At 40.4% G+C, this 20,121-nt stretch carries 21 protein-coding genes, 1 tRNA gene and 1 other RNA gene; 10 read left to right on the forward strand and 13 right to left on the reverse strand.

The features are described from left to right. Positions 1-29: 29 nt before the first annotated feature. The 8 genes from H4075_RS12715 to H4075_RS12750 all read right to left on the reverse strand — a co-directional run bounded on the left by H4075_RS12715 (position 30) and on the right by H4075_RS12750 (position 7,972). Positions 30-608 (reverse strand): YdeI/OmpD-associated family protein, encoded by a 579-nt coding sequence (locus H4075_RS12715; RefSeq protein WP_182801217.1) that lies wholly within the window; start codon positions 606-608, stop codon positions 30-32. An 8-nt stretch (positions 609-616) separates the two neighbouring features. Next, positions 617-1,021 carry a DoxX family protein gene (locus H4075_RS12720; RefSeq protein ID WP_182801218.1) on the reverse strand — a complete coding sequence of 135 codons (405 nt, stop codon included), beginning with the start codon at positions 1,019-1,021 and terminating at the stop codon, positions 617-619. Between the two features lie 6 nt (positions 1,022-1,027). Further along, a complete protein-coding gene (locus tag H4075_RS12725; RefSeq protein ID WP_182801219.1) occupies positions 1,028-1,492 on the reverse strand; it encodes an SRPBCC family protein in 465 nt (154 codons plus the stop codon). 6 nt (positions 1,493-1,498) lie between these two features. Beyond that, entirely contained in the window at positions 1,499-1,822 is a 324-nt protein-coding gene (locus H4075_RS12730; RefSeq protein WP_182801220.1) for an ArsR/SmtB family transcription factor, read from the reverse strand. A gap of 199 nt (positions 1,823-2,021) precedes the next feature. Next, a complete protein-coding gene (locus H4075_RS12735) occupies positions 2,022-2,405 on the reverse strand; it encodes a nuclear transport factor 2 family protein (protein WP_182801221.1) in 384 nt (127 codons plus the stop codon). A 191-nt stretch (positions 2,406-2,596) separates the two neighbouring features. Then, entirely contained in the window at positions 2,597-3,427 is an 831-nt protein-coding gene (locus H4075_RS12740) for a hypothetical protein (protein WP_182801222.1), read from the reverse strand. A 105-nt stretch (positions 3,428-3,532) separates the two neighbouring features. Further along, a complete protein-coding gene (locus H4075_RS12745; RefSeq protein WP_182801223.1) occupies positions 3,533-5,818 on the reverse strand; it encodes a cation:proton antiporter in 2,286 nt (761 codons plus the stop codon). Between the two features lie 921 nt (positions 5,819-6,739). Then, positions 6,740-7,972 carry an ABC transporter permease gene (locus H4075_RS12750; protein WP_182801224.1) on the reverse strand — a complete coding sequence of 411 codons (1,233 nt, stop codon included), beginning with the start codon at positions 7,970-7,972 and terminating at the stop codon, positions 6,740-6,742. Between the two features lie 156 nt (positions 7,973-8,128). Between H4075_RS12750 and H4075_RS12755 the strand changes: the two genes are divergently transcribed. The 3 genes from H4075_RS12755 (at position 8,129) to fsa (ending at position 10,386) form a co-directional block, all read left to right on the forward strand. Next, a complete protein-coding gene (locus H4075_RS12755; protein WP_182801225.1) occupies positions 8,129-9,433 on the forward strand; it encodes a type IX secretion system plug protein in 1,305 nt (434 codons plus the stop codon). Between the two features lie 126 nt (positions 9,434-9,559). Continuing rightward, positions 9,560-9,659: signal recognition particle sRNA small type (gene ffs / locus H4075_RS12760), an RNA gene on the forward strand. 73 nt (positions 9,660-9,732) lie between these two features. Continuing rightward, positions 9,733-10,386 (forward strand): fructose-6-phosphate aldolase, encoded by a 654-nt coding sequence (gene fsa / locus H4075_RS12765; RefSeq protein ID WP_182801226.1) that lies wholly within the window; start codon positions 9,733-9,735, stop codon positions 10,384-10,386. Between the two features lie 89 nt (positions 10,387-10,475). Here the strand turns inward: fsa and H4075_RS12770 are convergent, their stop codons facing one another. After that, positions 10,476-11,168, reverse strand: a complete 693-nt coding sequence (locus H4075_RS12770; RefSeq protein ID WP_182801227.1) for an SIR2 family NAD-dependent protein deacylase — start codon at positions 11,166-11,168, stop codon at positions 10,476-10,478. A gap of 22 nt (positions 11,169-11,190) precedes the next feature. Further along, a complete protein-coding gene (locus H4075_RS12775; protein WP_182801228.1) occupies positions 11,191-11,820 on the reverse strand; it encodes a flavin reductase family protein in 630 nt (209 codons plus the stop codon). 52 nt (positions 11,821-11,872) lie between these two features. Here H4075_RS12775 and H4075_RS12780 point away from each other — a divergent pair, with 52 nt between their 5' ends. The 6 genes from H4075_RS12780 to H4075_RS12805 are packed head-to-tail and all read left to right on the forward strand — an operon-like array spanning position 11,873 to position 17,324. Beyond that, entirely contained in the window at positions 11,873-13,354 is a 1,482-nt protein-coding gene (locus H4075_RS12780) for a cryptochrome/photolyase family protein (RefSeq protein ID WP_182801229.1), read from the forward strand. Then, complete coding sequence (locus tag H4075_RS12785; RefSeq protein WP_182801230.1) at positions 13,351-13,623, forward strand: TIGR03643 family protein; 273 nt, start codon at positions 13,351-13,353, stop codon at positions 13,621-13,623. Before H4075_RS12780 ends, H4075_RS12785 begins: the two co-directional genes overlap by 4 nt. A 3-nt stretch (positions 13,624-13,626) precedes the next feature. Beyond that, entirely contained in the window at positions 13,627-15,075 is a 1,449-nt protein-coding gene (locus tag H4075_RS12790) for an SDR family oxidoreductase (RefSeq protein ID WP_182801231.1), read from the forward strand. Continuing rightward, a complete protein-coding gene (locus tag H4075_RS12795; protein WP_182801232.1) occupies positions 15,072-15,455 on the forward strand; it encodes a DoxX family protein in 384 nt (127 codons plus the stop codon). Before H4075_RS12790 ends, H4075_RS12795 begins: the two co-directional genes overlap by 4 nt. Positions 15,456-15,462: 7 nt before the next feature. Next, positions 15,463-16,557 (forward strand): FAD-binding domain-containing protein, encoded by a 1,095-nt coding sequence (locus H4075_RS12800; protein WP_182801233.1) that lies wholly within the window; start codon positions 15,463-15,465, stop codon positions 16,555-16,557. Between the two features lie 50 nt (positions 16,558-16,607). Beyond that, the gene (locus H4075_RS12805; protein WP_182801234.1) at positions 16,608-17,324 is read left to right on the forward strand and encodes an SDR family oxidoreductase; all 717 of its coding nucleotides are present in this window, start codon (positions 16,608-16,610) and stop codon (positions 17,322-17,324) included. A gap of 59 nt (positions 17,325-17,383) precedes the next feature. On the opposite strand, the gene H4075_RS12810 is transcribed toward H4075_RS12805, so the two are convergent. From H4075_RS12810 to H4075_RS12820, 3 genes are all read right to left on the reverse strand, one after another. Then, positions 17,384-17,890: an SRPBCC family protein gene (locus tag H4075_RS12810; RefSeq protein WP_182801235.1), complete on the reverse strand. Its 507-nt coding sequence runs from the start codon at positions 17,888-17,890 to the stop codon at positions 17,384-17,386. A 2-nt stretch (positions 17,891-17,892) separates the two neighbouring features. Then, entirely contained in the window at positions 17,893-18,186 is a 294-nt protein-coding gene (locus H4075_RS12815; RefSeq protein ID WP_182801236.1) for a hypothetical protein, read from the reverse strand. A 474-nt stretch (positions 18,187-18,660) separates the two neighbouring features. Next, positions 18,661-18,744 (reverse strand) — tRNA-Leu (locus H4075_RS12820). A gap of 170 nt (positions 18,745-18,914) precedes the next feature. Between H4075_RS12820 and H4075_RS12825 the strand changes: the two genes are divergently transcribed. Further along, a complete protein-coding gene (locus tag H4075_RS12825; protein WP_182801237.1) occupies positions 18,915-20,114 on the forward strand; it encodes an NAD(P)-dependent oxidoreductase in 1,200 nt (399 codons plus the stop codon). The last annotated feature ends 7 nt before the right edge of the window (positions 20,115-20,121 follow it).

Genomic DNA, 20,121 nt, shown 5'->3' on the forward strand with positions numbered 1-20,121 from the left:
ATTGCGTATTGCTCATTGCATATTCACCACTAATCATCCAATCCTTTCCCATCGAGAATTTTCTGCAAATATTTTTCAACTCTTGCTTCTCTTGTCTTGGCTTGTTTGGCTGAAGAGAAATGAAGCAGGTACCCTCTTTGTCGCCCCGGTGTTAATTTTTCAAATGCTGCTTTCAGTGCTTTGCTCCTGGCTAACTTCTTTTGAAACTCTTCGGGCATATTGTATTCAGCAACTTTTTTCAACTTTACCTTCAACCCGGCTTTCTCTATTTCAATGGCTTCATAAATATAAGCTTTCAATATTTTTTCCAGCTTCACTATTTCCTTACTGTTGGTGAAGCGTGCCTGCCTTGCAGACTGTACATTCTCTGTTTGCTGAATAAGAATACCACTGGCGTCATTCAGCAATGCGCCTTTAAAAAATAAAACAGCACAGTATTCTTTAAACACGTGTATCAACACAATGTTACTGCCTTCATGCATGTAACAGGGACAACCCCACTTCAACTCTTCTGTTAATCCACAGGAAAGAATGATCGTTCTTAATTTAGTAATCTCTTTCTCCCATTTTTCGTTTTTACTGAAGTAAAAATCAACTTTCGGATTCATATCGCTTATTATTGATTCGCTAAGATGAGCTTTCTATCTGCAGGACGGAAATACCATGATACTACAGTGAGTAACAACAGCAGCAGCGAAGGAAACAGTTCATTCACCGAACTGCCTGCTCTTATATGCGAAAAGATGGCACCTGTTGTGAGAAAGAAAAAACCCGCATAAGCCCATTCTTTCAGCAAAGGAAATTTTGGTGAGAGTACAGCTACAACACCGAGAATTTTCCAAACACCGATGATGGTTAGAAAATAAACGGGATAGCCTAGTGCTTTAATACCATAAACACTGGGCGGTGCCACAGCTCCTTCCTGTTCTACTTTTAATAATTGTTGAATTCCTGTTGCTGTCATTCCTAAAGAAAGCCAGACGGTAGCGATCCAATAGATGATTCGGTTTATTTTGGTCATGGTATGTTATTTTAATTTGCTTAGAATTTCCTGTATACGGTTATGTGCCATATTGATCCCTTGCGCAAACGGCATTTGCAACAATTGATCCCGTTGTACAACTGAGCGATAAATCACATGCATTGTGAGTTTACTTGTATCATCGGTGAGTTTTTCAAAATCAAGGTATTCAAGCCAGGCATCAAACGGCGTATTCTCCATTTCAAACGTGCGTGTGATCTTTTTCTCCGGGATAAACTCATGAATAGTTCCATTGAACGCATGTTTGTTCCCCATGGGATCAGTTGTTTCGAATTGATATGCACCGTGCTTTTTACTTTCAAGTTTCAGCACTTTCGTGCCCATCCATTGTTCAACGATCTCTGCCTCTTCATATGCTTTAAATAATAACTCTACCGGCAGATCAAACTCCCTGGTGATGTTTAGTTCCTGTTTACCTTCTTCGGCATTTATTTTTGTTTTCCGTTCCATGTCACTCTATTTTTTTGTTTTGTAGTTCTTCATAACGCTTTCCAGTTTATTAAACCGGTCATCCCACATGTTGCGGAATGGCTCAATAAAGTCGGCCACTTCTTTCATTTTCTTTGCGTTGATGTGATAAGAAATTTCCCTGCCGCTCTGTTCTTGCTTTAACAGCTCACATTCCGTGAGTATCTGTAGATGTTTTGAAACGGTGGGTCTCGCTGTGTCGAAGTTGGCCGCTATTGCGCCTGCGGTCATTGATTGTGAAGCAACCAGCAGCAGTATCGCTCTTCTGGTGGGGTCGGCAATTGCCTGGAATACATCTCTTCGCAAGTTCATTGTGTAGCTATTTGGCTACAAATGTATATGTAGTTATTTAGCTACACAAGTTTTTTTGAAGTTTTTTTCTCAATATATGTTATTGAGAGATGGTACGCTGTGGAGTTATAATGAGGATCGGCCAAACGTCTTTGCATTGTTGCTCTTTGGAGATAGTACCTTTCAATTGATGAGAACTGCCTGCAGACAGGAGATGTTTTTAATAGAAGAATTGCTCAAGAATGATCTTGCCGTCTTTTACTTCGTAAAGCATAACTTCGTTCAATTGTATTCGTCCAAATCCACGAACAGTAGCATCCATTTCTCTCCCAACTGCAAAATGATTGCCTGCAACAACCGGTTCGGTTGTTGACGCACCATGAAATGCTTCGATCTTGCTTACAAAGCTTTCACCTTTTTTGCGAACAGCATCTTTGCCTTCCGCATAACCCATATAAGCTGAGTTGGGTGGATCTACACTTCTTACATCTTCCGCAAAAAGTTCTTCCTGAATTTCAAACCATTTTTCCTGTTGGGCAAGTTCATTGAATCGTGATGCAACTTCCTGCGTTGTGAGTACATGGTTTTGTGTTGAGGTTGTCATTTTAGCTATTTGTGATTGTTAAGAATTAACCTGTCACAAATTTATTGCCCAATTCATGTTTACGTGGGGCGTAAATTGGACTTTATAGCGGGTTGATCTAGACAGGACTTCAATCACCGTCATAAAAAAACCACTGCACCTTAGTATGGTTGCAGTGGTTTGAATATATGTTGACAAGGAACTTCTGGCTTCTATTTTGTTTTTAATTCCAATACACTGCAATCAGTATCGGTTGAATAGCTGCCGCCCGGTGTAAATTCAAAATTCCAGGTAAAACTGCTGGCAGTTGTTTTAGCCGTTGCATATATTCTTCGTTTACTAATTGTGGGAAAGCAAACTGTGAACGTGCCGTCTTCATGACATTTGGGTGTATATGTTAGCGTGGGGATGTATTTTTCCAATTTACCGATGTAGTGATTATCTACATATATATCAATGATCACTGGATCATGTGTATAAAAACTCTTTGCATAAAATTCGGCATACACATATTCATCAAATTCTTCTTCGTCTTTCGCCGACATCTGGTAAGCGCCGCTCACATTTACATTCTTGAATGTAAAATTGTAGGTTTCGGTACCGGCACCACTGCCTTCAAGAACATCAATTACTTTAACGGAACGTGGCAGGCGGGGAAAATCAATACGCAGCATCATGGGCGTTCCCAAATTGTAAAGAAAAAATTTACTATCGGCTCTTGTGGGCAGACCATATGTATTGCTGGCAGTATACGTTTTACCGGTTGCCTTATCAACAATACGGAGATTGTTAAGATACAAACCTGAGAAAGCTGTTGCCTTATTTACACAGGTATAGGTAACATACAATGTTGTAGTACTGTATGATTGCCGGATATAAGCAAGCTTTAATGTTCGATCGTTGTTTAATTGTTTAGGAGCCACATTGTAATCTTCAAGATCATCAGGACTGGCCTGCTGAGATGTAGCTGTGAACGATTGAACAATTAAAACAAAAAAGAAAATAGTTTTCAAATAAAATGAAGGATTGGGTACTGTGTGCATCAGGTTGGTAATTTTATCGGTCAAATTTAGTAAATCTGAATTAGCCGCCAATACCCACAAAGGAGTAGTCTTGAATAGATTTCCTGCCATAACCGGAAACAAACACTATTGTTCTTCTTCTTTTGTTGATACGATAAGTGTTGATGGAATGCTTTGCAGCCAACGGCTTTTACTCTCCACCATTTTCTTCCAGCTTTCAAAACTGATCAGTATCAGATCCTGCTGTTTCAGGAATTCTTTTTCCACACCTGTTTGTGTAATGAGTAAGATATGATTGGGTAAAACCTGTTGCGCCTCTCTTATTTTTTCCAAAATGTGCGGATTGTTTTTGATATGCCCTTCCGTATCGAGAATAACCACCTGCGCTCCGTTGTTCTCAATAAATTTCTGTGCATAGCTGATGAGAAAAGCATCTTTCTCATCATAAAACGGAATACAGATATGATCCGTCTTTTCGAAATTCTTATCAATAAAAACGCCCACAGGAATAGTTGATTTCGATAAGATCAATTTTGTGCCTTCATCAAATGTGGAGTTTCCGAATAAATTTTCTTTACCTGTTACAGTGTTCAGTAATTTTTCAGGATTGATGATGCGTGTGGTGAAGCCAAGTAACTTACCCAAAAAACTCCCTTCATAGATCGACTCTTCCAGTTCAATCAACAGCAGATCATAATCGCCTTTGTTAGCAAGAGTTGTTATTTCACTGTCCACATCGGCCGATGCTTTAAACAAAGTGGTGATCTCCTGATCCACCTTTACGGATTCCGCAACAACCGGTTCGAATAGTTCCTTTTCGTATTCATCAATATCAAACTGGTGCAATTCATTTGTTGGAGAAATATGCATAGCCGTTAAAGCAGCACTGTCCTTCCTTCTTCCGGTTAAACTGTTTGCCAGCTTTAATAAAACTTTCCCCGATTCAGGATTGCCAAATGAAAAAAGTATTTTGAATTTGCTGATCACTTTTATTTCTGTTACAGGTTCTTCCTGTTTTGATTTAAACAACCAGTTGATCAGGTCCAATGCTGGCCCTGTCATAAATGTGGTGACCAATGCCATGATCACCATCATGGCAAAAATTTCAGGTGTGAGCACACCAAGATCATAACCGATATTCAACACTACAAGCTCCATCAGCCCTCTTGTGTTCATCAATGCACCAATGGTTAAACTGTCTTTCCAGGTTTGTCCGGTATATTTTGCAGCCAATGCACTGCCTGCAAATTTTCCTACCACCGCCACCAGGATAATTAGTCCGGTTACTTTCCATAAGTAAGGATCGTTGAGCAACCCTATCCGTGTACGCAAACCGGTGAATACAAAAAACAACGGCAGCAACAACACCACAGCTACATCTTCAATTTTTTCAATAAAGAGATTTCTGAATTTAATGTTCTCCGGCATTATGGCACCCGCCATAAAAGCACCAAACAATGCATGGATACCGATCACTTCAGTTGCGTAAGAAGAAACGATCAACGTTAGAAAGAAGATGGCAACAATTGATTTACTTAAACTTTCTTTTGATGCATGCAGATCACCTACACGTTTTAAAAACGGCCTCACCACTTTTATCATCAGCAAAACATAAGCAACTGCTAATAAAATAGTGTAGAATGAACTTACAATAGAACCTGCTTTTACAATGGCGATTACTGCAGCAAGGATGCACCACGCTGTGATATCATCAGCAGCAGCACAGGTGATTACAATAGTACCAAGCTTTGTTTTATGAATGCCTCGCTCCTGCACAATTCTTGCCAGCACAGGAAACGCTGTAATGCTCATGGCAATACCCATAAACAACCCGAATGAGATGAACTGAATACCAACCGGAGCGAATGATTGATAAATGAAATAAGCTAACCAAAGACCCAACGCAAATGGAAAAACAATACTTGCATGACTGATAACCACCGCATCCTTTGCTTTTGTTTGCAGCACTTTAAGATCAAGCTCCATACCAATCACAAACATGAACAGGATAAGACCTATCTGACTCAGGAATTGCAGATTGCCCAACGACTGTAAGGGAAATAACGTAGCTGAGAATTCAGGAAAAACAGTTCCAATAACAGATGGGCCCAACACAATACCGGCAATGATTTCACCGATGACGGTTGGTTGCCCGATTTTCTTAAATACCCATCCAAAAAAACGTGCGGCAAAAATGATGGTAACAATTTGCGCCAACAGAATCGCTAAGGGATGCTGCAGGTTATGAAGAAGAGAATCGGTAAAATCGTCCCACTTTTTTTTTTCAGAAACAGCGATCTTGATCTGTCTGCCCTGTTCCAGTTTAATGCCCATCAGGATGATCCAATACATTAAAACAGAAAATGCACCAATGGTCGTTATATAGAAAAAGCCGTTCTTGAATTTTTTCATTTACGCCGTATTTAAAATCTGTTAGCTACAATGCAAAAACGGGGCTACTAATTCGAGAAAAGCGAATTTACGGTTTAATGCAATTAATTTTCTTGAAGGAATAAGATTTTAGGAAACTGAAAGATGAAGAAATTGTGAACCCTGTTGAAATACTTTTATCGACAATGATTGCAAGGGAAAAAGAGTTAAGCGCTATGGGTGGTTGGCAAGTTGATAAAAACGAAAGCAGTTATCATTTGGCGCAGAGATAACTCTGCGAAATCCTCTGCGTTCTTATTTCTCTGCGGCAAAATTATGTAGCAATGGTTTGCCGACAGATCCCTCCTTCGTCGGGATGACAGCTTTGCCGGGCTTGTGTACAAATGCTCATCATCTCTTGTCATTTCGAGGAACGAGAAATCTGATGAGGTATTTTTCGGAGCTCCTCACTTTTTTCGAAACTGGTCATAAATAAAATCGTGAATATACATCTGCTTATAATGTCGCATTTTATAAGTAATGACAATGCCGTAATCGAAAGTTTCTATTGTATTAAAATTATATTTCTTCCCATTATTCATAATAACAGTTGCATCAAAAAAACCTTTATTCATTTTTAACTCAAAGCTTCCAGCAAATGTCCTGTCATTTATCAACTCGCAAAATTTATTCTTAGATTCTTTATCAACGATAATGATTGAACGGGGTATTGCGCTATCTCCTAGTCGATTAACAATTTCGATTCGGTCAATATTAGAACAATCAATCTGTTCTACATCATGCGAAATACAGGCATAGAAAAGAAATGGCGAGAGGAGTATCAGTAGTATATGTTTCATCCTATCAAGCATGTTGCTTTCGTTTATTACTATACATCAAAAGCTAAAATGGAACAGTTCATCGCCTTAACCACAATTGGGTGTTCGTACCTCGTAATTGTTATCATTCAAACCTTAACGCCTTCACCGGGCTCATCTTTCTTACCAGCAAAGAAGGAATGAATAGAATCAGGAAACTCACTACAAACGTCACCACATTAATCAGCAGTACTTGCCACCACAACACACGAACCGGTGCAGTAGAAACATAATAAGCACTCTCATCGAGTTTAATAAAACCAGTTGCTTGCTGTAACCAGCAGATACCAAGACCGAGCAATGTGCCCAATGTAAGACCCACCACTGCAATGATCAACGCCTGGTTCCAGAAAATCACCTGCACCTGACTGTTAGTAGCGCCTGTTGCTTTTAGTAGCCCGATCATACGGGAACGTTCGAGTACAAGAATAATGAGGCAGGAAATTAAATTGATCACCGCCACAATACACATGATAATTAAGATCACCGTTTTGTTGGTGCTTTGTAATGCCAGCCAATCGAAGATGTTGGGATAAATTTCACGTAGTGGTGTACTGAACCAGACAACAGGTAACTCATCCAGCAATTCATTGTTTGTTTTATAATCAGTTCGGTAATCGTTCAAGGTTACTTCATAACCACCGATCTGCGTATTGCTCCATCCATTTAATCTACGGATGAGGTTCATATCAATAATGGCAAATGTTTTATCGTATTCTTCAATGCCTGTTTTATAAATGCCACTTACCATAACAGGCCGCACACGTGGAGCCGTACTGTTGTTGTCAATAAAATAAATGAGAATGCGGTCGCCCACTTTGGCATTGATCTGTTTCGCTGTGTAGGTGGAGATAACGATCTGGTTATTCTGTACACTGTCATCAAACTCCAGCCACTTGCCTTCCTGCATAAACGGCTGCAATCGTTCTTTGGAAAATTGTTTATCCACTCCTTTCAGTAAAACACCTTCAATGGTTTCGCTGGTTTTAAGCATCGCCGATTTGGTGGCGAATGCATCCACCAGTTTTACATTAGGGTGAGCTTTGAGTGAATTGTACACCGTATCGTTTTTCTCAACAGGTAATTCTTCGGCCAAACCGGAAACGGATGATTGCTGTTGCTGCACACGCAGGTGTCCCCAAAAGCTGAATACCTTACTGCTCACCGTGTATTGAAAACCTTCCACAAATGCAAACGCAAGGATCATCACCGCAACACTGATGGCTGTGGCAGCCGCCGATAACCGGATGATGAACCGTGAAAAAGATTGGTTTCGTTGAAAAACCAACCGCCGTGCTATGAAGGATGCAATGTTCAAATCTTTATCTTTGAAAGGTTGTAAAACTAATGGTTTCTGTCATAAGGTTGCCAACCTTGTAACGGGTTATTGATTTTTCAAGATAATATTTGAAGGTTGGCAACCTTCTGCTCTTGTTTTTAATCTCTGTAACAGCAGGTTTTAAATTATCGCATCATGCAACAGATAAAACGCCTTTTTGCTTGTCTTGTTTTGGGTTTCTTTTTCAGCAATACTCTGATGGCACAGGAAGCTGATAAAATTTACAGGAGCAATATCCGTTCAGTAAAGTTTCATGTAAAAGGCGATCAACTCAGCTACCCTATTATACGACTTAACAGCGGCGATCAACTGGAACTGCATTTTGATGACATGGATGCCGATGTAAAATATTATTCCTATACATTCACACTTTGCAATGCCGACTGGACACCAGCGATGTTGAGCCAGTTCGATTACATGAAAGGCTTTTCGAATGTACGTATCAATACTTACCGTAACTCTTCGCTTGTACTTACCCGTTACACACACTATACGGCCAACCTGCCCGATCGTAATACAACTCCCACACGCAGCGGCAACTATCTGTTGCGGGTATTTACCAATGGCGATACATCGCAGGTGGCATTCACCAAACGTTTCCTGGTGATCGATCCAAAAGTTACAGCAGGTGCAACTGTTGTGCAGCCATTTAATTCAACCGTGTTTAAAACACATCAGAAAACACAGTTCAGCGTAAACGTGCAAAACATCAAGCCCACCAATATTTTTCAACAGATCAAGGTAGTGATCCTGCAGAATTACCGTTGGGACAACAGCATTACGAATCTGCAGCCAACTTTTATCCGTCAGAATATACTTGAGTACAATACCGAAGCACAGGCATTGTTTCCTGCACAGAAAGAATGGCGCTGGGTTGATCTTACAAGTTTTCGTTTACAAACCGATCGTGTAGAAAAAGGTGATTATACCAATACAGGCCAAACACTTTTTATAAAACCCGAAGGCGAGCGGAAAGATCTTCGTTACATGTATTACCGTGATTTCAATGGTTTTTACCAGTTAGGAAATATTGAACAGAACAATCCTTACTGGCAAGGCGATTATGCAACGGTATATTTCCGTTATTCAACTCCTGACCGAAAAGAAATACCCAACAAAGATTTGTATCTCTTTGGCGAATTCACCAATTATGAATTAACGGATGCCAACCGTTTAAAGTTTAACGCAGAAACGGGTATGTATGAAACAAAACAGTTTCTGAAGCAGGCCTTGTACGATTATATTTATGTAACAAGAGATAAAACCAGCAAACAGATCAGTACGGAAGTAACAGAAGGAAACTGGTGGGAAGCCGAGAATACGTACACCATCCTTATTTACTACAAACCATTAGGCGGCCGTGTTGATGAATTGGTTGGTATGACGCAGGTGAACTCATTAGCAAACAGACCGAACTTTAATAACAACCGTATATTGTAAGAAGTAGAAGAATGCCGTACATTTTCTACCGCCGTGAGATTTTGCAACCGCTGACGGAGTTTTAAACATACTTTCAACTTTTCACTTTCTGCTTTTCACTTAATCTTCATTCCCTTATCTTTGCGCCGGCAGGTCTTGCACGACCAGCTCCTGCTGAACTCCCCCAGGGTGGGAACGCAGCAAGGGTAAGCGGTTGTAGCGGTGCGATGTAAGTAACCTGCCATTTTTTTCTTTTCCTGTTTGAAGATGCCCCTGACAAACGAACATTTTTTCATCTTCAAAACAACCAAACATTACGCATGAAATTTTTCATTGACACAGCCGACCTTTCACAAATTAAGGAAGCGAACGAATTAGGTATTCTTGATGGTGTTACTACCAACCCTTCATTAATGGCCAAAGTAGGCATTAAAGGAACCGATGCAATTATGCAGCACTACAAAACCATTTGCGAAATGGTTGATGGCGACATCAGTGCAGAAGTGATCAGTACCGATTTTGCAGGCATGGTAGAAGAAGGAAAGAAACTGGCTGCCATTCACCCGAACATTGTGGTGAAAGTGCCAATGATCAAAGATGGTATCAAAGCCTTAAAATATTTTAGTGACAACGGTATTAAAACCAACTGTACGTTAGTATTCAGTGCAGGTCAGGCAATTCTTGCTGCTAAAGCAGGTGCTACCTATGTCTCTCCGTTTATTGGTCGTATTGATGATGGCGGTTGGGATGGTATGGCATTGATTGGTCAGATCGCTAATATTTATTCTTTGCAGGGTTTCGAAACAGAAATTCTCGCTGCTTCAATCCGCACACCTTTGCATATTATCCAGGCTGCTGAGTTAGGTGCAAATGTTTGTACCTGTCCGTTGAGTTCAATCCTTGGTTTGTTAAAACACCCGTTAACAGATATTGGCTTGGCGCAATTTTTAGAAGATGCGAAGAAATTTCAATAATTGAATTCTTTCTCAATAAGAAAAGCTGTTCCAAAAGGAACAGCTTTTTTGTTTATGACTTGCCCGGGTTTAAACCCGGGGCAAGTCATTTATTTTAATCGCAATAATATTTCCCGCAGATCCTTTACCCCTTCCGTTGCAGGCTTTTCAATCGCTGTTACATTATGTATTGCTGATGTGTAAGGAATTTTCTTATCAACAATAAATTTCGGAATGGCATCATCGGCTACAGTAATTAATCCTGCTGCCGGATACACCACCAACGAAGTTCCAACCACTGCGAAAAAATCAGCTTGGTGTACAACCGGTACAGCCACTTCAATCATTGGCACTGCTTCTTCAAACCAAACAATATTCGGACGAAGTTGAGCGCCGTCTTCAGCAGTATCGCCTAAATTGATATCGCCTTTAATCTCATACAGCAACTCTTCATCACGTTCGCTCCGCATTTTAAAAATCTCGCCATGTAAATGCAATACGTTGGTAGAGCCGCCACGTTCATGCAGGTCATCAATATTTTGGGTGATGATCGTTACATCAAAATCATGTTCCAGTTCGGCCAGACCGAAATGTGCAGCGTTGGGTTGAGCAGCTGCTACATCCCTCCTTCTGTAATTATAAAAGTCGAGAACAAGTTGCGGATTCTTTCGCCACGCTCTTGGTGTGGCTACATCTTCAATTTGATAACCTTCCCACAAACCATCGCTGTCACGAAATGTACGCAAGCCACTTTCGGCACTGATTCCTGCACCGGTCAATACCACCAATTTCTTTTTCTGCATACATCAAAAATAAAGAAAGACTTTAATCGATGCGGGTGAGTTCTTTGCCCGGCTTTGCATAACTGTATCTCGCCAGTTTCTCTGTCGAGTAATACCCGTCAATACCAAGTGAAGTGACGATGTTGGCTTTCTCCAGGTCGAGGAAACCATCAGTTGCTAAGATCTGTTCATCAATGAAGACTCCTGTTACTGCACCAATCACAAAAAATGTATTGTTGAATTTGATGGGTATGATCTCTTTCAATTCCATGGCATATTTCACAGGACTTTCAAACACAAAGGGAGATTTGCTGTATTCCGTCAATTCTTCGGTTAAACCAACAGCATTAAACTCGCTCTCTGCATATTTTGCACTTGTTTGATGCGCCTGTTCAATGAGATTTGCAGGAATAAGATTGATGGTGTACGCTCCTGTTGTTTCGATATTGCTGATGGTATGTGGAGCGGCTTCCTTTGGTCGGTTGACAAAGCCGATCAATGCAGGGTCGGCACCGATGTGTACAATATTGCTGAAGATGGCAAGATTGCTGATCCCTTCGTTATTAACTGTTGCAATTAAACTGGCACTTTTGAAACCGCTGAGACTGTTGATGAAATTACCTCGGTAAAAACGTTCCCAACCCTGAATATCTGAAAGACTGAAGAAAGCCATTGTTCTTTTTAATTGTTAAACATTCTGTAGTGAAAATTGTTTTACTGTTCGTATGTCTTCGGTTACATTAATTTTCCCTCATCAGCTGTTTAAAGAACACCCGGCCATCAATCGTGGTCGCTCTGTTTATCTGGTGGAAGAATGGTTGTTTTTCCGTCAATATAAATTTAATAAGCAGAAACTGCTGTTGCACCGTGCATCCATGCAGTTTTATGCACAATGGCTGAAGGAAAATAAATACAGGGTGAATTATGTCGAAAGTACCGAAGAAGAAAATGATGTTCGGAGTCTGATCACCTCTTTAGCAAATAAACAGATCAACGAAATTCATATTGCTGATGTGGCCGACAACTGGTTATTGAAGCGTATTAAAGAAACCTGTCTGCAACATAAGATCAAACTCATCATACATGACACACCCGGATTTATCAATACGATGGATGAAGTGGCTGATTACTTCAGCAAAAAGAAAACTTACTTTCAAACCGACTTCTATACACATCAACGTAAGCTTCGAAAAATATTGTTAGAGAAAGATGGCAAGCCCCTCGGCGGCAAATGGACCTTTGATGCAGAGAACCGGGAAAAATATCCGAAGAAACAAACGCCTCCGGCTGTCAACTTTCCAAAACCAAACAAGTTTATCCAAGAAGCAACAGAATATGTAGAACAATATTTTGCTGAAAACTACGGTTCTGTTGATGCGCCGCATTTTTTTGTTTGCAGCTTTGATGAAGCGGAAAAATGGCTCGATGATTTTATTGAGCAACGCTTTCAGCAATTTGGTATTTATGAAGATGCTATTGTAACGAAAGAAACGATTCTTCATCATTCAGTACTTACACCGATGTTGAATACTGGTTTGCTTACACCGCAACAGGTGCTGGACAGAGTGTTGAAGGAAGCAGCAAAACACAACATACCACTTAATTCACTGGAAGGATTTGTTCGGCAGATAATGGGCTGGCGTGAGTTCATCCATATAGTTTATGAACTTGAAGGAAGCAAACAACGAACCAAAAACTATTGGCAGTTCAAACGAAAAATACCGGAGAGTTTCTGGAACGGTACTACAGGCATATTACCAATTGATGAAACAATAAAGAAAGTACTGAAGACAGGTTATTGTCACCACATTGAACGGTTGATGGTGCTGGGCAATTTTATGTTGCTCTGCGAATTTGATCCGGATGAAGTGTATCGTTGGTTCATGGAATTATTTATTGATGCATACGACTGGGTGATGGTGCCGAATGTGTATGGCATGACGCAGTTTGCAGATGGTGGATTGATGACCACCAAACCTTACATCAGCGGCAGTAATTATTTAATGAAGATGAGTGATTATGAAAAAGGGAACTGGCAAACTGTTTGGGATGGATTGTTCTGGCGGTTCATGCATGTACATCGGGATTTCTTTTTGCAGAATCCACGATTGGGTATGTTGATTAACACATTTGATAAGATGGCGATTGAAAAACAGCAAACACATTTACACAATGCTGAAAAGTTTTTAAAACAACTCGACCAATGAATTTTACACTAGAAGATAAAGACCGCATTATTGAAATGGCCTGGGAAGACCGCACTCCGTTTGAAGCCATTGAACTGCAGTTTGGCTTAAAGGAAAAAGATGTGATTGCTTTTATGCGGGCTAACAGCAAACCATCGAGCTTTCGCATGTGGCGAAAACGCATGGCCGGTCGCTCTACAAAACACACAGCATTGAGAAGTGGTGATGTGAACCGTTTTAAATGTAACCGTCAACGAACTATCAGTATGAATAAAATCAGTAAACGATAAACAATGAATATCCTCCTTACAGGTGCCAATGGTTATATCGGCCAGCGACTCATTCAGTTGCTGTTGCAGGAAGATCATCTCATTTATTGCTGTGTTAGAAACAAAGAACGTTTTGATGCAGAGTATCGTCATCCGAAAATCAGGATCATTGAAATTGATTTTCTAAATCCCGGTACCGTCCAGTTACCGGTTGAATTGGATGTTGCATTTTATCTCATTCATTCTTTAACATCGGCTGCCGGAACATTTGAAGCAGAAGAACAAACCTGTGCAGAAAATTTCAATCGACTCATCAAACAAACAAATACACAACAAATCATTTATCTCGGAGGCATAGTTAATGCAGCGCATTTATCGCAACACCTCTCCTCCCGTTTGCATGTGGAGCAAATTCTCAAAGCAACCAATATTCCGTTAACCATTTTACGTGCAGGTATCATTGTGGGTTCGGGCAGTGCATCATTTGAGATAATCCGTGATTTGACAGAGAAACTACCGGTCATGATCACCCCACGTTGGCTCAATACGAAATGCCAACCCATTGCGGTGCGAAATGTGTTGCAGTATTTGATGGGTGTAATGTTGAAAGAGTCTACCTACAATCATGATTTTGATATTGGTGGAAGGGAAATACTGACTTATAAACAAATGATTCTGCAGTTTGCAGAAGTACGTGGATTGAAGCGCTACATCTTTACACTCCCTGTAATGACGCCACGCATTTCTTCCTATTGGTTATATTTTCTTACATCAACCACCTATTCTCTTGCAGTGAACCTGGTTAACAGTATGAAAGTGGATGTGATTTGCAGACCGAATAATCTTGAAAAAGAATTAAATATAAATCCATTCACGTACAAAGAAGCGGTGTCACTTGCATTTGAAAAAATTGAACAAAACATGGTGGTGAGCAGTTGGAAAGATGCATTCAGCAGCAGCAAAACATCCTTGCAGTTAATGCAATACATGCGGGTGCCTGAGTTTGGTTGTTACAGAGATGTAAAACATCGGGAGATAAAACCGGAACAAATTGATGCGATACTGAATAAGATCTGGAGTATTGGCGGACAAACAGGTTGGTATTATGGAAATCAACTCTGGCTCCTTCGTGGTTTTCTTGATAAGGCTTTTGGTGGTGTTGGTTTACGTCGTGGACGAACGAATACCAACAAAATCGAAGCAGGCGATGCATTGGATTTCTGGCGGGTACTGGTTGCAGATAAAACACAAAAACGTTTATTGCTGTATGCCGAAATGAAATTACCAGGCGAAGCATGGCTGGAGTTTCGCATCATGAAACGAAAAAATAAATTGCAGTTAAGGCAGGTTGCAACTTTTCGTCCAAAAGGAATCTGGGGACGGTTATACTGGTATTGTGTAGTTCCTTTTCACTTTTTAATTTTCAATGGCATGATCAATCAATTGATTAAAGCAGAACAACAAAAAACATGAAGAAACAGCTACCCAAAATTGCCGTTTATCTCTTAGGCATTTTCTTTATTCTTGGAGGCGTTAATCATTTTATAAACCCGGATTTTTATTTACCGCTTATACCTGATTACATTCCTTATCACTCTTTACTTAACTATGCCAGTGGTTTCGGCGAAATACTGGCAGGTATTGCTGTGCTCATTCCTTCAACAAGAAAACTTGGCTGCAATGCCATCCTGTTTTTATTGATCGCTTTCCTACCTGCACATATTTACTTTATACAGAAAGGCGGTTGCTTGAGTGATTCACTTTGTGTGCCTGCATGGGTGGCATGGGTTCGTTTACTTGTTATACATCCTATATTGATTTACTGGGCTTACAAATGCCGTACGATTAAATAAGCTGAACATGATTTCATTTCCTACAGACTACTCTTCCATTATTGAACGGATTGAAAATGTTGATCCAATCCGTTACGGGAAAACAAGAAATTTTATTGATGGTGATGTCACCTATCTCTCACCTTATATTTCACGAGGTGTGATCAGTGTAAAACAAGTGAAAGAAATTGTAATGCAGAAAGGTTACAAACCGTATCAAACAGAAAAGTTTTTGCAGGAACTTGCCTGGCGTGAATATTTCCAGCGTGTATGGCAGTCAAGAGGTACAGCTGCCATCAACGTTGCATTAAAACAAGAGCAGATTGATGTTCAACATGAAAAAATGATCAGCAGTGTTGCAAACGCCACAACCGGCATTGAAGCCATTGATGAACAGATCAACAAACTCTACGAAACAGGTTACATGCACAACCATGCACGTATGTACACGGCCTCCATTGTTTGCAACATCGGTAAAGCGCATTGGCATAAACCAGGTAAATGGATGTACTATCATTTATTGGATGGCGATCTTGCAAGTAATAACTGCAGCTGGCAATGGGTTTCAGCGGTCTTCTCTTCCAAAAAATATTACTGCAATCAGGAAAATATCAACAAATATTGTAACAGTCATCAAGTTTCAACATTTCTTGATAAGAGTTATGAAGAATTACCGGAGATGAATATCCCGGATGCATTGCAACAAACAGTTGAATTATCATTACAAACGGTGTTACCAAAAGCGGATACAGTCAACATCGATCCATCAAAACCGGTATTGATCTATAACTCCTACAATCTCGATCCCAACTGGCGCAAAGAAGAAGATGCCAACAGAATACTGTTACTGGAACCTTCGCATTTCGCTAGTTATCCTGTAAGTGAAAAAGTATTGGAGTTCATCCTTGATCTGTCAAAGAACATTGAAGCCGTTCAGCTTTTTGTCGGAGAGTTTAACGAACTGTTGCAATTAACAGGCGATGCGGTCATCATTTCCAAAGAACAGCCGGCCTTTGAACATTATACAGGAACAAAGGACAGTCGTGACTGGATGTTTCCGCAGGTAACGGGTTACTTCAATTCCTTTTTCAGCTTCTGGAAAAAATGTGAACGTTATTTATAGCCATCGTTCAACCAAAGCATTTCTTTTTTGTTGAAGCATAAACTCATTTCATGGAATCGGTAAAAAATAAACACGTATTGATCGTTGGGGCAACGGGCGGCATTGGCAGCAGAGTGGCTAAATTATTAGCTGGCAGCGGCGCTCATTTATTCCTTGCAGGCCGTAACAGCGAAAAACTTGCAGCATTAGCCAATGAATTAAATCTTCCTTCATCCAAAACACTGGCACTCGACATCAGCAAACCGGCAGAAGTAGCAATTTTAAAAGAACAGTTCTTTGCGCAATATCCAACCATTGATGTATTGGTGAATGCGGCAGGTCTTGGTATCATTAAATCATCCGATACTTTAACGGAAGAGGAATTCATGCAAACCATCCACACAAATCTTTATGCACCCTTCCTTCTGGTTAAAGCATTTTTACCGAGCATGAAAGAAACAAAGAAAGGATTGATCATTAATATCCCCGGCATTCTTGGCAAAGTGCCAATGCTGGGTGCTGCGGCTTACAGTGCATCGAAGTACGGACTGAACGGCATGATGCAAAGTATTCGTGAAGAAGTGAAGCGTACGGAAATACGTATTACCAATTTATTTCTCGGTGGTGTTGATACGCCTTTCTGGGATACAATCGATTTACGTGTGCAGCGGGATAAAATGGTGATGGCTGAAGAAGCTGCAAAAGCCATTTGGTTTTTGTGCCAGCAGCCAACAAGTGCTGTGGTAAGTGAAATGGTGGTGCAACCGTTCAATCATCAAGCGATCTAAAAAGAAAAGCATCCCGACTTTGTCGGGATGCTTTTCTTTTTATGCAAGCGGTTTTTCGTTTATGCTGCTTTGTGAAATTCCACACTATTCGTTTGTGTTGTGGGCCACTTGCCAAACAATTCTTCAACCACTTTAATTCTGTATTCAAAGATTTGTTTCAGCTGTGCTTTAACAAGTAATGCATTAGCGATGTTACCTAAAAAACCAAGCGGATTGCGGTAATGTACAATATCCGTCATCTCCACTCCACCATCAATCACTTTAAAATGATGTTGATGATGCCATAGTTGATATGGACCAAAGCGTTGCTCATCTACAAAAAATTCTTTGTCTTTTACATGAGTGATCTCGGTCATCCAGTAAATGGGAATTCCTAATATCGGTTTTACTTTATACTCGATAATCTGACCGGGATACATTTTTTCTCCATGATGTTTGGATAGTATCTTAAAGCCAAGATTACCAGGTGTGATCTTTTGAAGATTGGCCGGATTAGAAAAAAATTCCCAGGCTGTTTCAATATCAACAGGAATTTTCTGAACAGTCTTTAACGAAAACGTTGCCATATTTAATTGTAAAGATTATTGGCGATCACAATTTCAGGGTATTCATTTTTTTCACTTGCCCATTGGTATAAAAGGTCGCTGCCAATAGGTTCGTAAATATCTCTTTTCAAAGGATCGGTGGGCAGTTCCTTCATTGGCACGAGCACTAAAAAATGCGGTTCTACGTAATCGTAATGTTTATCAACTGTCAACCCTTTAACCTGAACAAACTTATAACCCTTGCTTTGCAACTGATCTAATGCTTTTTTATTGAATTCGATTGTGGCACTCCGGGCTTCTGCAATTCCTTTTCGCATGGTGATTGAATTATGTAATGAATAATAAACGGGAGGCGAAATTGTTCGCTCAGCAAGGGATTTTAACGAATGTTGATCGAACGATCGGCTTTCAAAGTTACGAATTCAACAAACGACAACTTTCATAAACTTGAACGAATGATGGGAACGATTGCGTAAGTAGCTAAACAGAAATATGCTTTTGTGTCTCTATTATTTAAACAAACGAACAAGCGTAAAAACTTAGTGACGACAATTGTAAACAAGCATATAAAGAAATTCCCGTCAGACGAGGACGCCAGGCAGGCAATAAAAAACCCGCCTTCAGTTGAAGTGCGGGTAAAAAAAATTGTGCCCACGAAAGGAATCCCCGCCTGACCGAATCATTCGGCAGGGAACCTTCACATCCTTGCGAATGTTGATAGTTATTCTTTACAATAAATAAATCTGAAAAACAAAAAACCCGCCTTCAAATGAAGAGCGGGTAAAAAAATGTGCCCACGAAAGGAATCGAACCTTCACATCCTTGCGAATGGCAGATTTTGAGTCTGCTGCGTCTACCAATTCCGCCACATGGGCATGTAACGATGATTTTTTAAAGAACTTATCCCGCAAGCTCAAGTTTGTCACCGAAACAGTGAGGCTTTCCTTTGGGGCTGCAATATTACAGAATCTTTGCTTTCGTATGAAATTTTTTATGCCTTATCCTTTTTCTTAAATCTTATATTGCAAGCCCTTAAACGATTGAAATGCTTACGATAGGACTTATCAGAGAAGGAAAAACACCCGCCGACAACCGTGTGGCACTTACCCCTGCCCAATGCAAATGGATTCATAAAAATGCTGCCGCAGTAAAAATTGTGGTGCAATCCTCGCCTCAGCGCTGTTTTACCGATAAAGAATACCGCTCAGCAGGAATTGAAGTGATTGAAGACATGAGCCACTGCGATGTATTGTTCGGTATCAAAGAAGTACCGGTTGAACAACTGATTCCCAACAAAACATATCTCTTCTTTTCGCATACCAAAAAAGCCCAGCTGCATAATCAAAAACTGATGCAGACAATGGTAGAGAAAAAGATCACCCTCATCGATTACGAATGCTTGACGCATGATGACGGACAACGTATCATTGGCTTTGGTTTTTTTGCAGGTGTGGTGGGCGCTCATAATGGCATGATGGCGTTTGGCAATCGCACCGGTGCATTCAAGTTAGGACGTGTAGGTGATGTGCGTGATTACCGTCAACTCATCCATACTTATTTTGGATTGAAATTACCGAAGATCAAAATCGCCATAACAGGCAGCGGCCGTGTAGCACATGGCTTACTTGAGATCATGAACCTGTTAGGAGTTAATGAGGTGGAGCCGTTCGATTATTTACATCGTCAATACGAATACCCGGTATATGTGCATTTGAAAGGCCGTGATCTGTACGAACGAAAAGACGATGGCACGTATAACCGTGATAACTTTCATGAACATCCCGAAGAGTACAAATGCAGCTTCTCACCTTTTGTAAAGCAAACTGATATTTTACTGAACGGGGTGTATTGGGATAAAACCATTCCGTCGTTGTTTTCGTTGGATGAGTTTCGGAATGCATCGTTCAATATCCAGACCATTGCGGATATTACAAACGATACAGGCGGTTCTATTCCGATCAACATTGGCGATTCAACCATTGCAGATCCAGTTTACGGAGTTGATAAAATTACATTGCAGAAAACGGCTCCCTACTTACCTACTTCGGTTGATGTGATGGCTGTTGGTAATTTGCCGAATGAGTTACCAAGAGATGCTTCCCGTTATTTTGGTGAACAACTCATTAAATATGTGTTGGAAGATCTGGTGAAAGGTAGTTCCACTATTTTAGATCGTGCAACGATGTTGAGAAAAGGTATCTTGATGGAGGAATACAGTTATTTGAAAGAATATGCAGGTGTCTGACCGAAAT

This window comes from Lacibacter sediminis, assembly GCF_014168535.1.
GTDB classification, from domain to species: Bacteria; Bacteroidota; Bacteroidia; order Chitinophagales; family Chitinophagaceae; genus Lacibacter; species Lacibacter sediminis.

What these genes read in the sequence shown, in the direction of transcription:
- H4075_RS12715 (WP_182801217.1), bottom strand. Translation starts at nt 608, where the DNA reads ATGAATCCGAAAGTTGATTTTTACTTCAGTAAAAACGAAAAATGGGAG.
- H4075_RS12720 (WP_182801218.1), bottom strand. Translation starts at nt 1,021, where the DNA reads ATGACCAAAATAAACCGAATCATCTATTGGATCGCTACCGTCTGGCTT.
- H4075_RS12725 (WP_182801219.1), bottom strand. Translation starts at nt 1,492, where the DNA reads ATGGAACGGAAAACAAAAATAAATGCCGAAGAAGGTAAACAGGAACTA.
- H4075_RS12730 (WP_182801220.1), bottom strand. Translation starts at nt 1,822, where the DNA reads ATGAACTTGCGAAGAGATGTATTCCAGGCAATTGCCGACCCCACCAGA.
- H4075_RS12735 (WP_182801221.1), bottom strand. Translation starts at nt 2,405, where the DNA reads ATGACAACCTCAACACAAAACCATGTACTCACAACGCAGGAAGTTGCA.
- H4075_RS12740 (WP_182801222.1), bottom strand. Translation starts at nt 3,427, where the DNA reads ATGCACACAGTACCCAATCCTTCATTTTATTTGAAAACTATTTTCTTT.
- H4075_RS12745 (WP_182801223.1), bottom strand. Translation starts at nt 5,818, where the DNA reads ATGAAAAAATTCAAGAACGGCTTTTTCTATATAACGACCATTGGTGCA.
- H4075_RS12755 (WP_182801225.1), top strand. Translation starts at nt 8,129, where the DNA reads ATGCAACAGATAAAACGCCTTTTTGCTTGTCTTGTTTTGGGTTTCTTT.
- fsa (WP_182801226.1), top strand. Translation starts at nt 9,733, where the DNA reads ATGAAATTTTTCATTGACACAGCCGACCTTTCACAAATTAAGGAAGCG.
- H4075_RS12770 (WP_182801227.1), bottom strand. Translation starts at nt 11,168, where the DNA reads ATGCAGAAAAAGAAATTGGTGGTATTGACCGGTGCAGGAATCAGTGCC.
- H4075_RS12775 (WP_182801228.1), bottom strand. Translation starts at nt 11,820, where the DNA reads ATGGCTTTCTTCAGTCTTTCAGATATTCAGGGTTGGGAACGTTTTTAC.
- H4075_RS12780 (WP_182801229.1), top strand. Translation starts at nt 11,873, where the DNA reads ATGTCTTCGGTTACATTAATTTTCCCTCATCAGCTGTTTAAAGAACAC.
- H4075_RS12785 (WP_182801230.1), top strand. Translation starts at nt 13,351, where the DNA reads ATGAATTTTACACTAGAAGATAAAGACCGCATTATTGAAATGGCCTGG.
- H4075_RS12790 (WP_182801231.1), top strand. Translation starts at nt 13,627, where the DNA reads ATGAATATCCTCCTTACAGGTGCCAATGGTTATATCGGCCAGCGACTC.
- H4075_RS12795 (WP_182801232.1), top strand. Translation starts at nt 15,072, where the DNA reads ATGAAGAAACAGCTACCCAAAATTGCCGTTTATCTCTTAGGCATTTTC.
- H4075_RS12800 (WP_182801233.1), top strand. Translation starts at nt 15,463, where the DNA reads ATGATTTCATTTCCTACAGACTACTCTTCCATTATTGAACGGATTGAA.
- H4075_RS12805 (WP_182801234.1), top strand. Translation starts at nt 16,608, where the DNA reads ATGGAATCGGTAAAAAATAAACACGTATTGATCGTTGGGGCAACGGGC.
- H4075_RS12810 (WP_182801235.1), bottom strand. Translation starts at nt 17,890, where the DNA reads ATGGCAACGTTTTCGTTAAAGACTGTTCAGAAAATTCCTGTTGATATT.
- H4075_RS12815 (WP_182801236.1), bottom strand. Translation starts at nt 18,186, where the DNA reads ATGCGAAAAGGAATTGCAGAAGCCCGGAGTGCCACAATCGAATTCAAT.
- H4075_RS12825 (WP_182801237.1), top strand. Translation starts at nt 18,915, where the DNA reads ATGCTTACGATAGGACTTATCAGAGAAGGAAAAACACCCGCCGACAAC.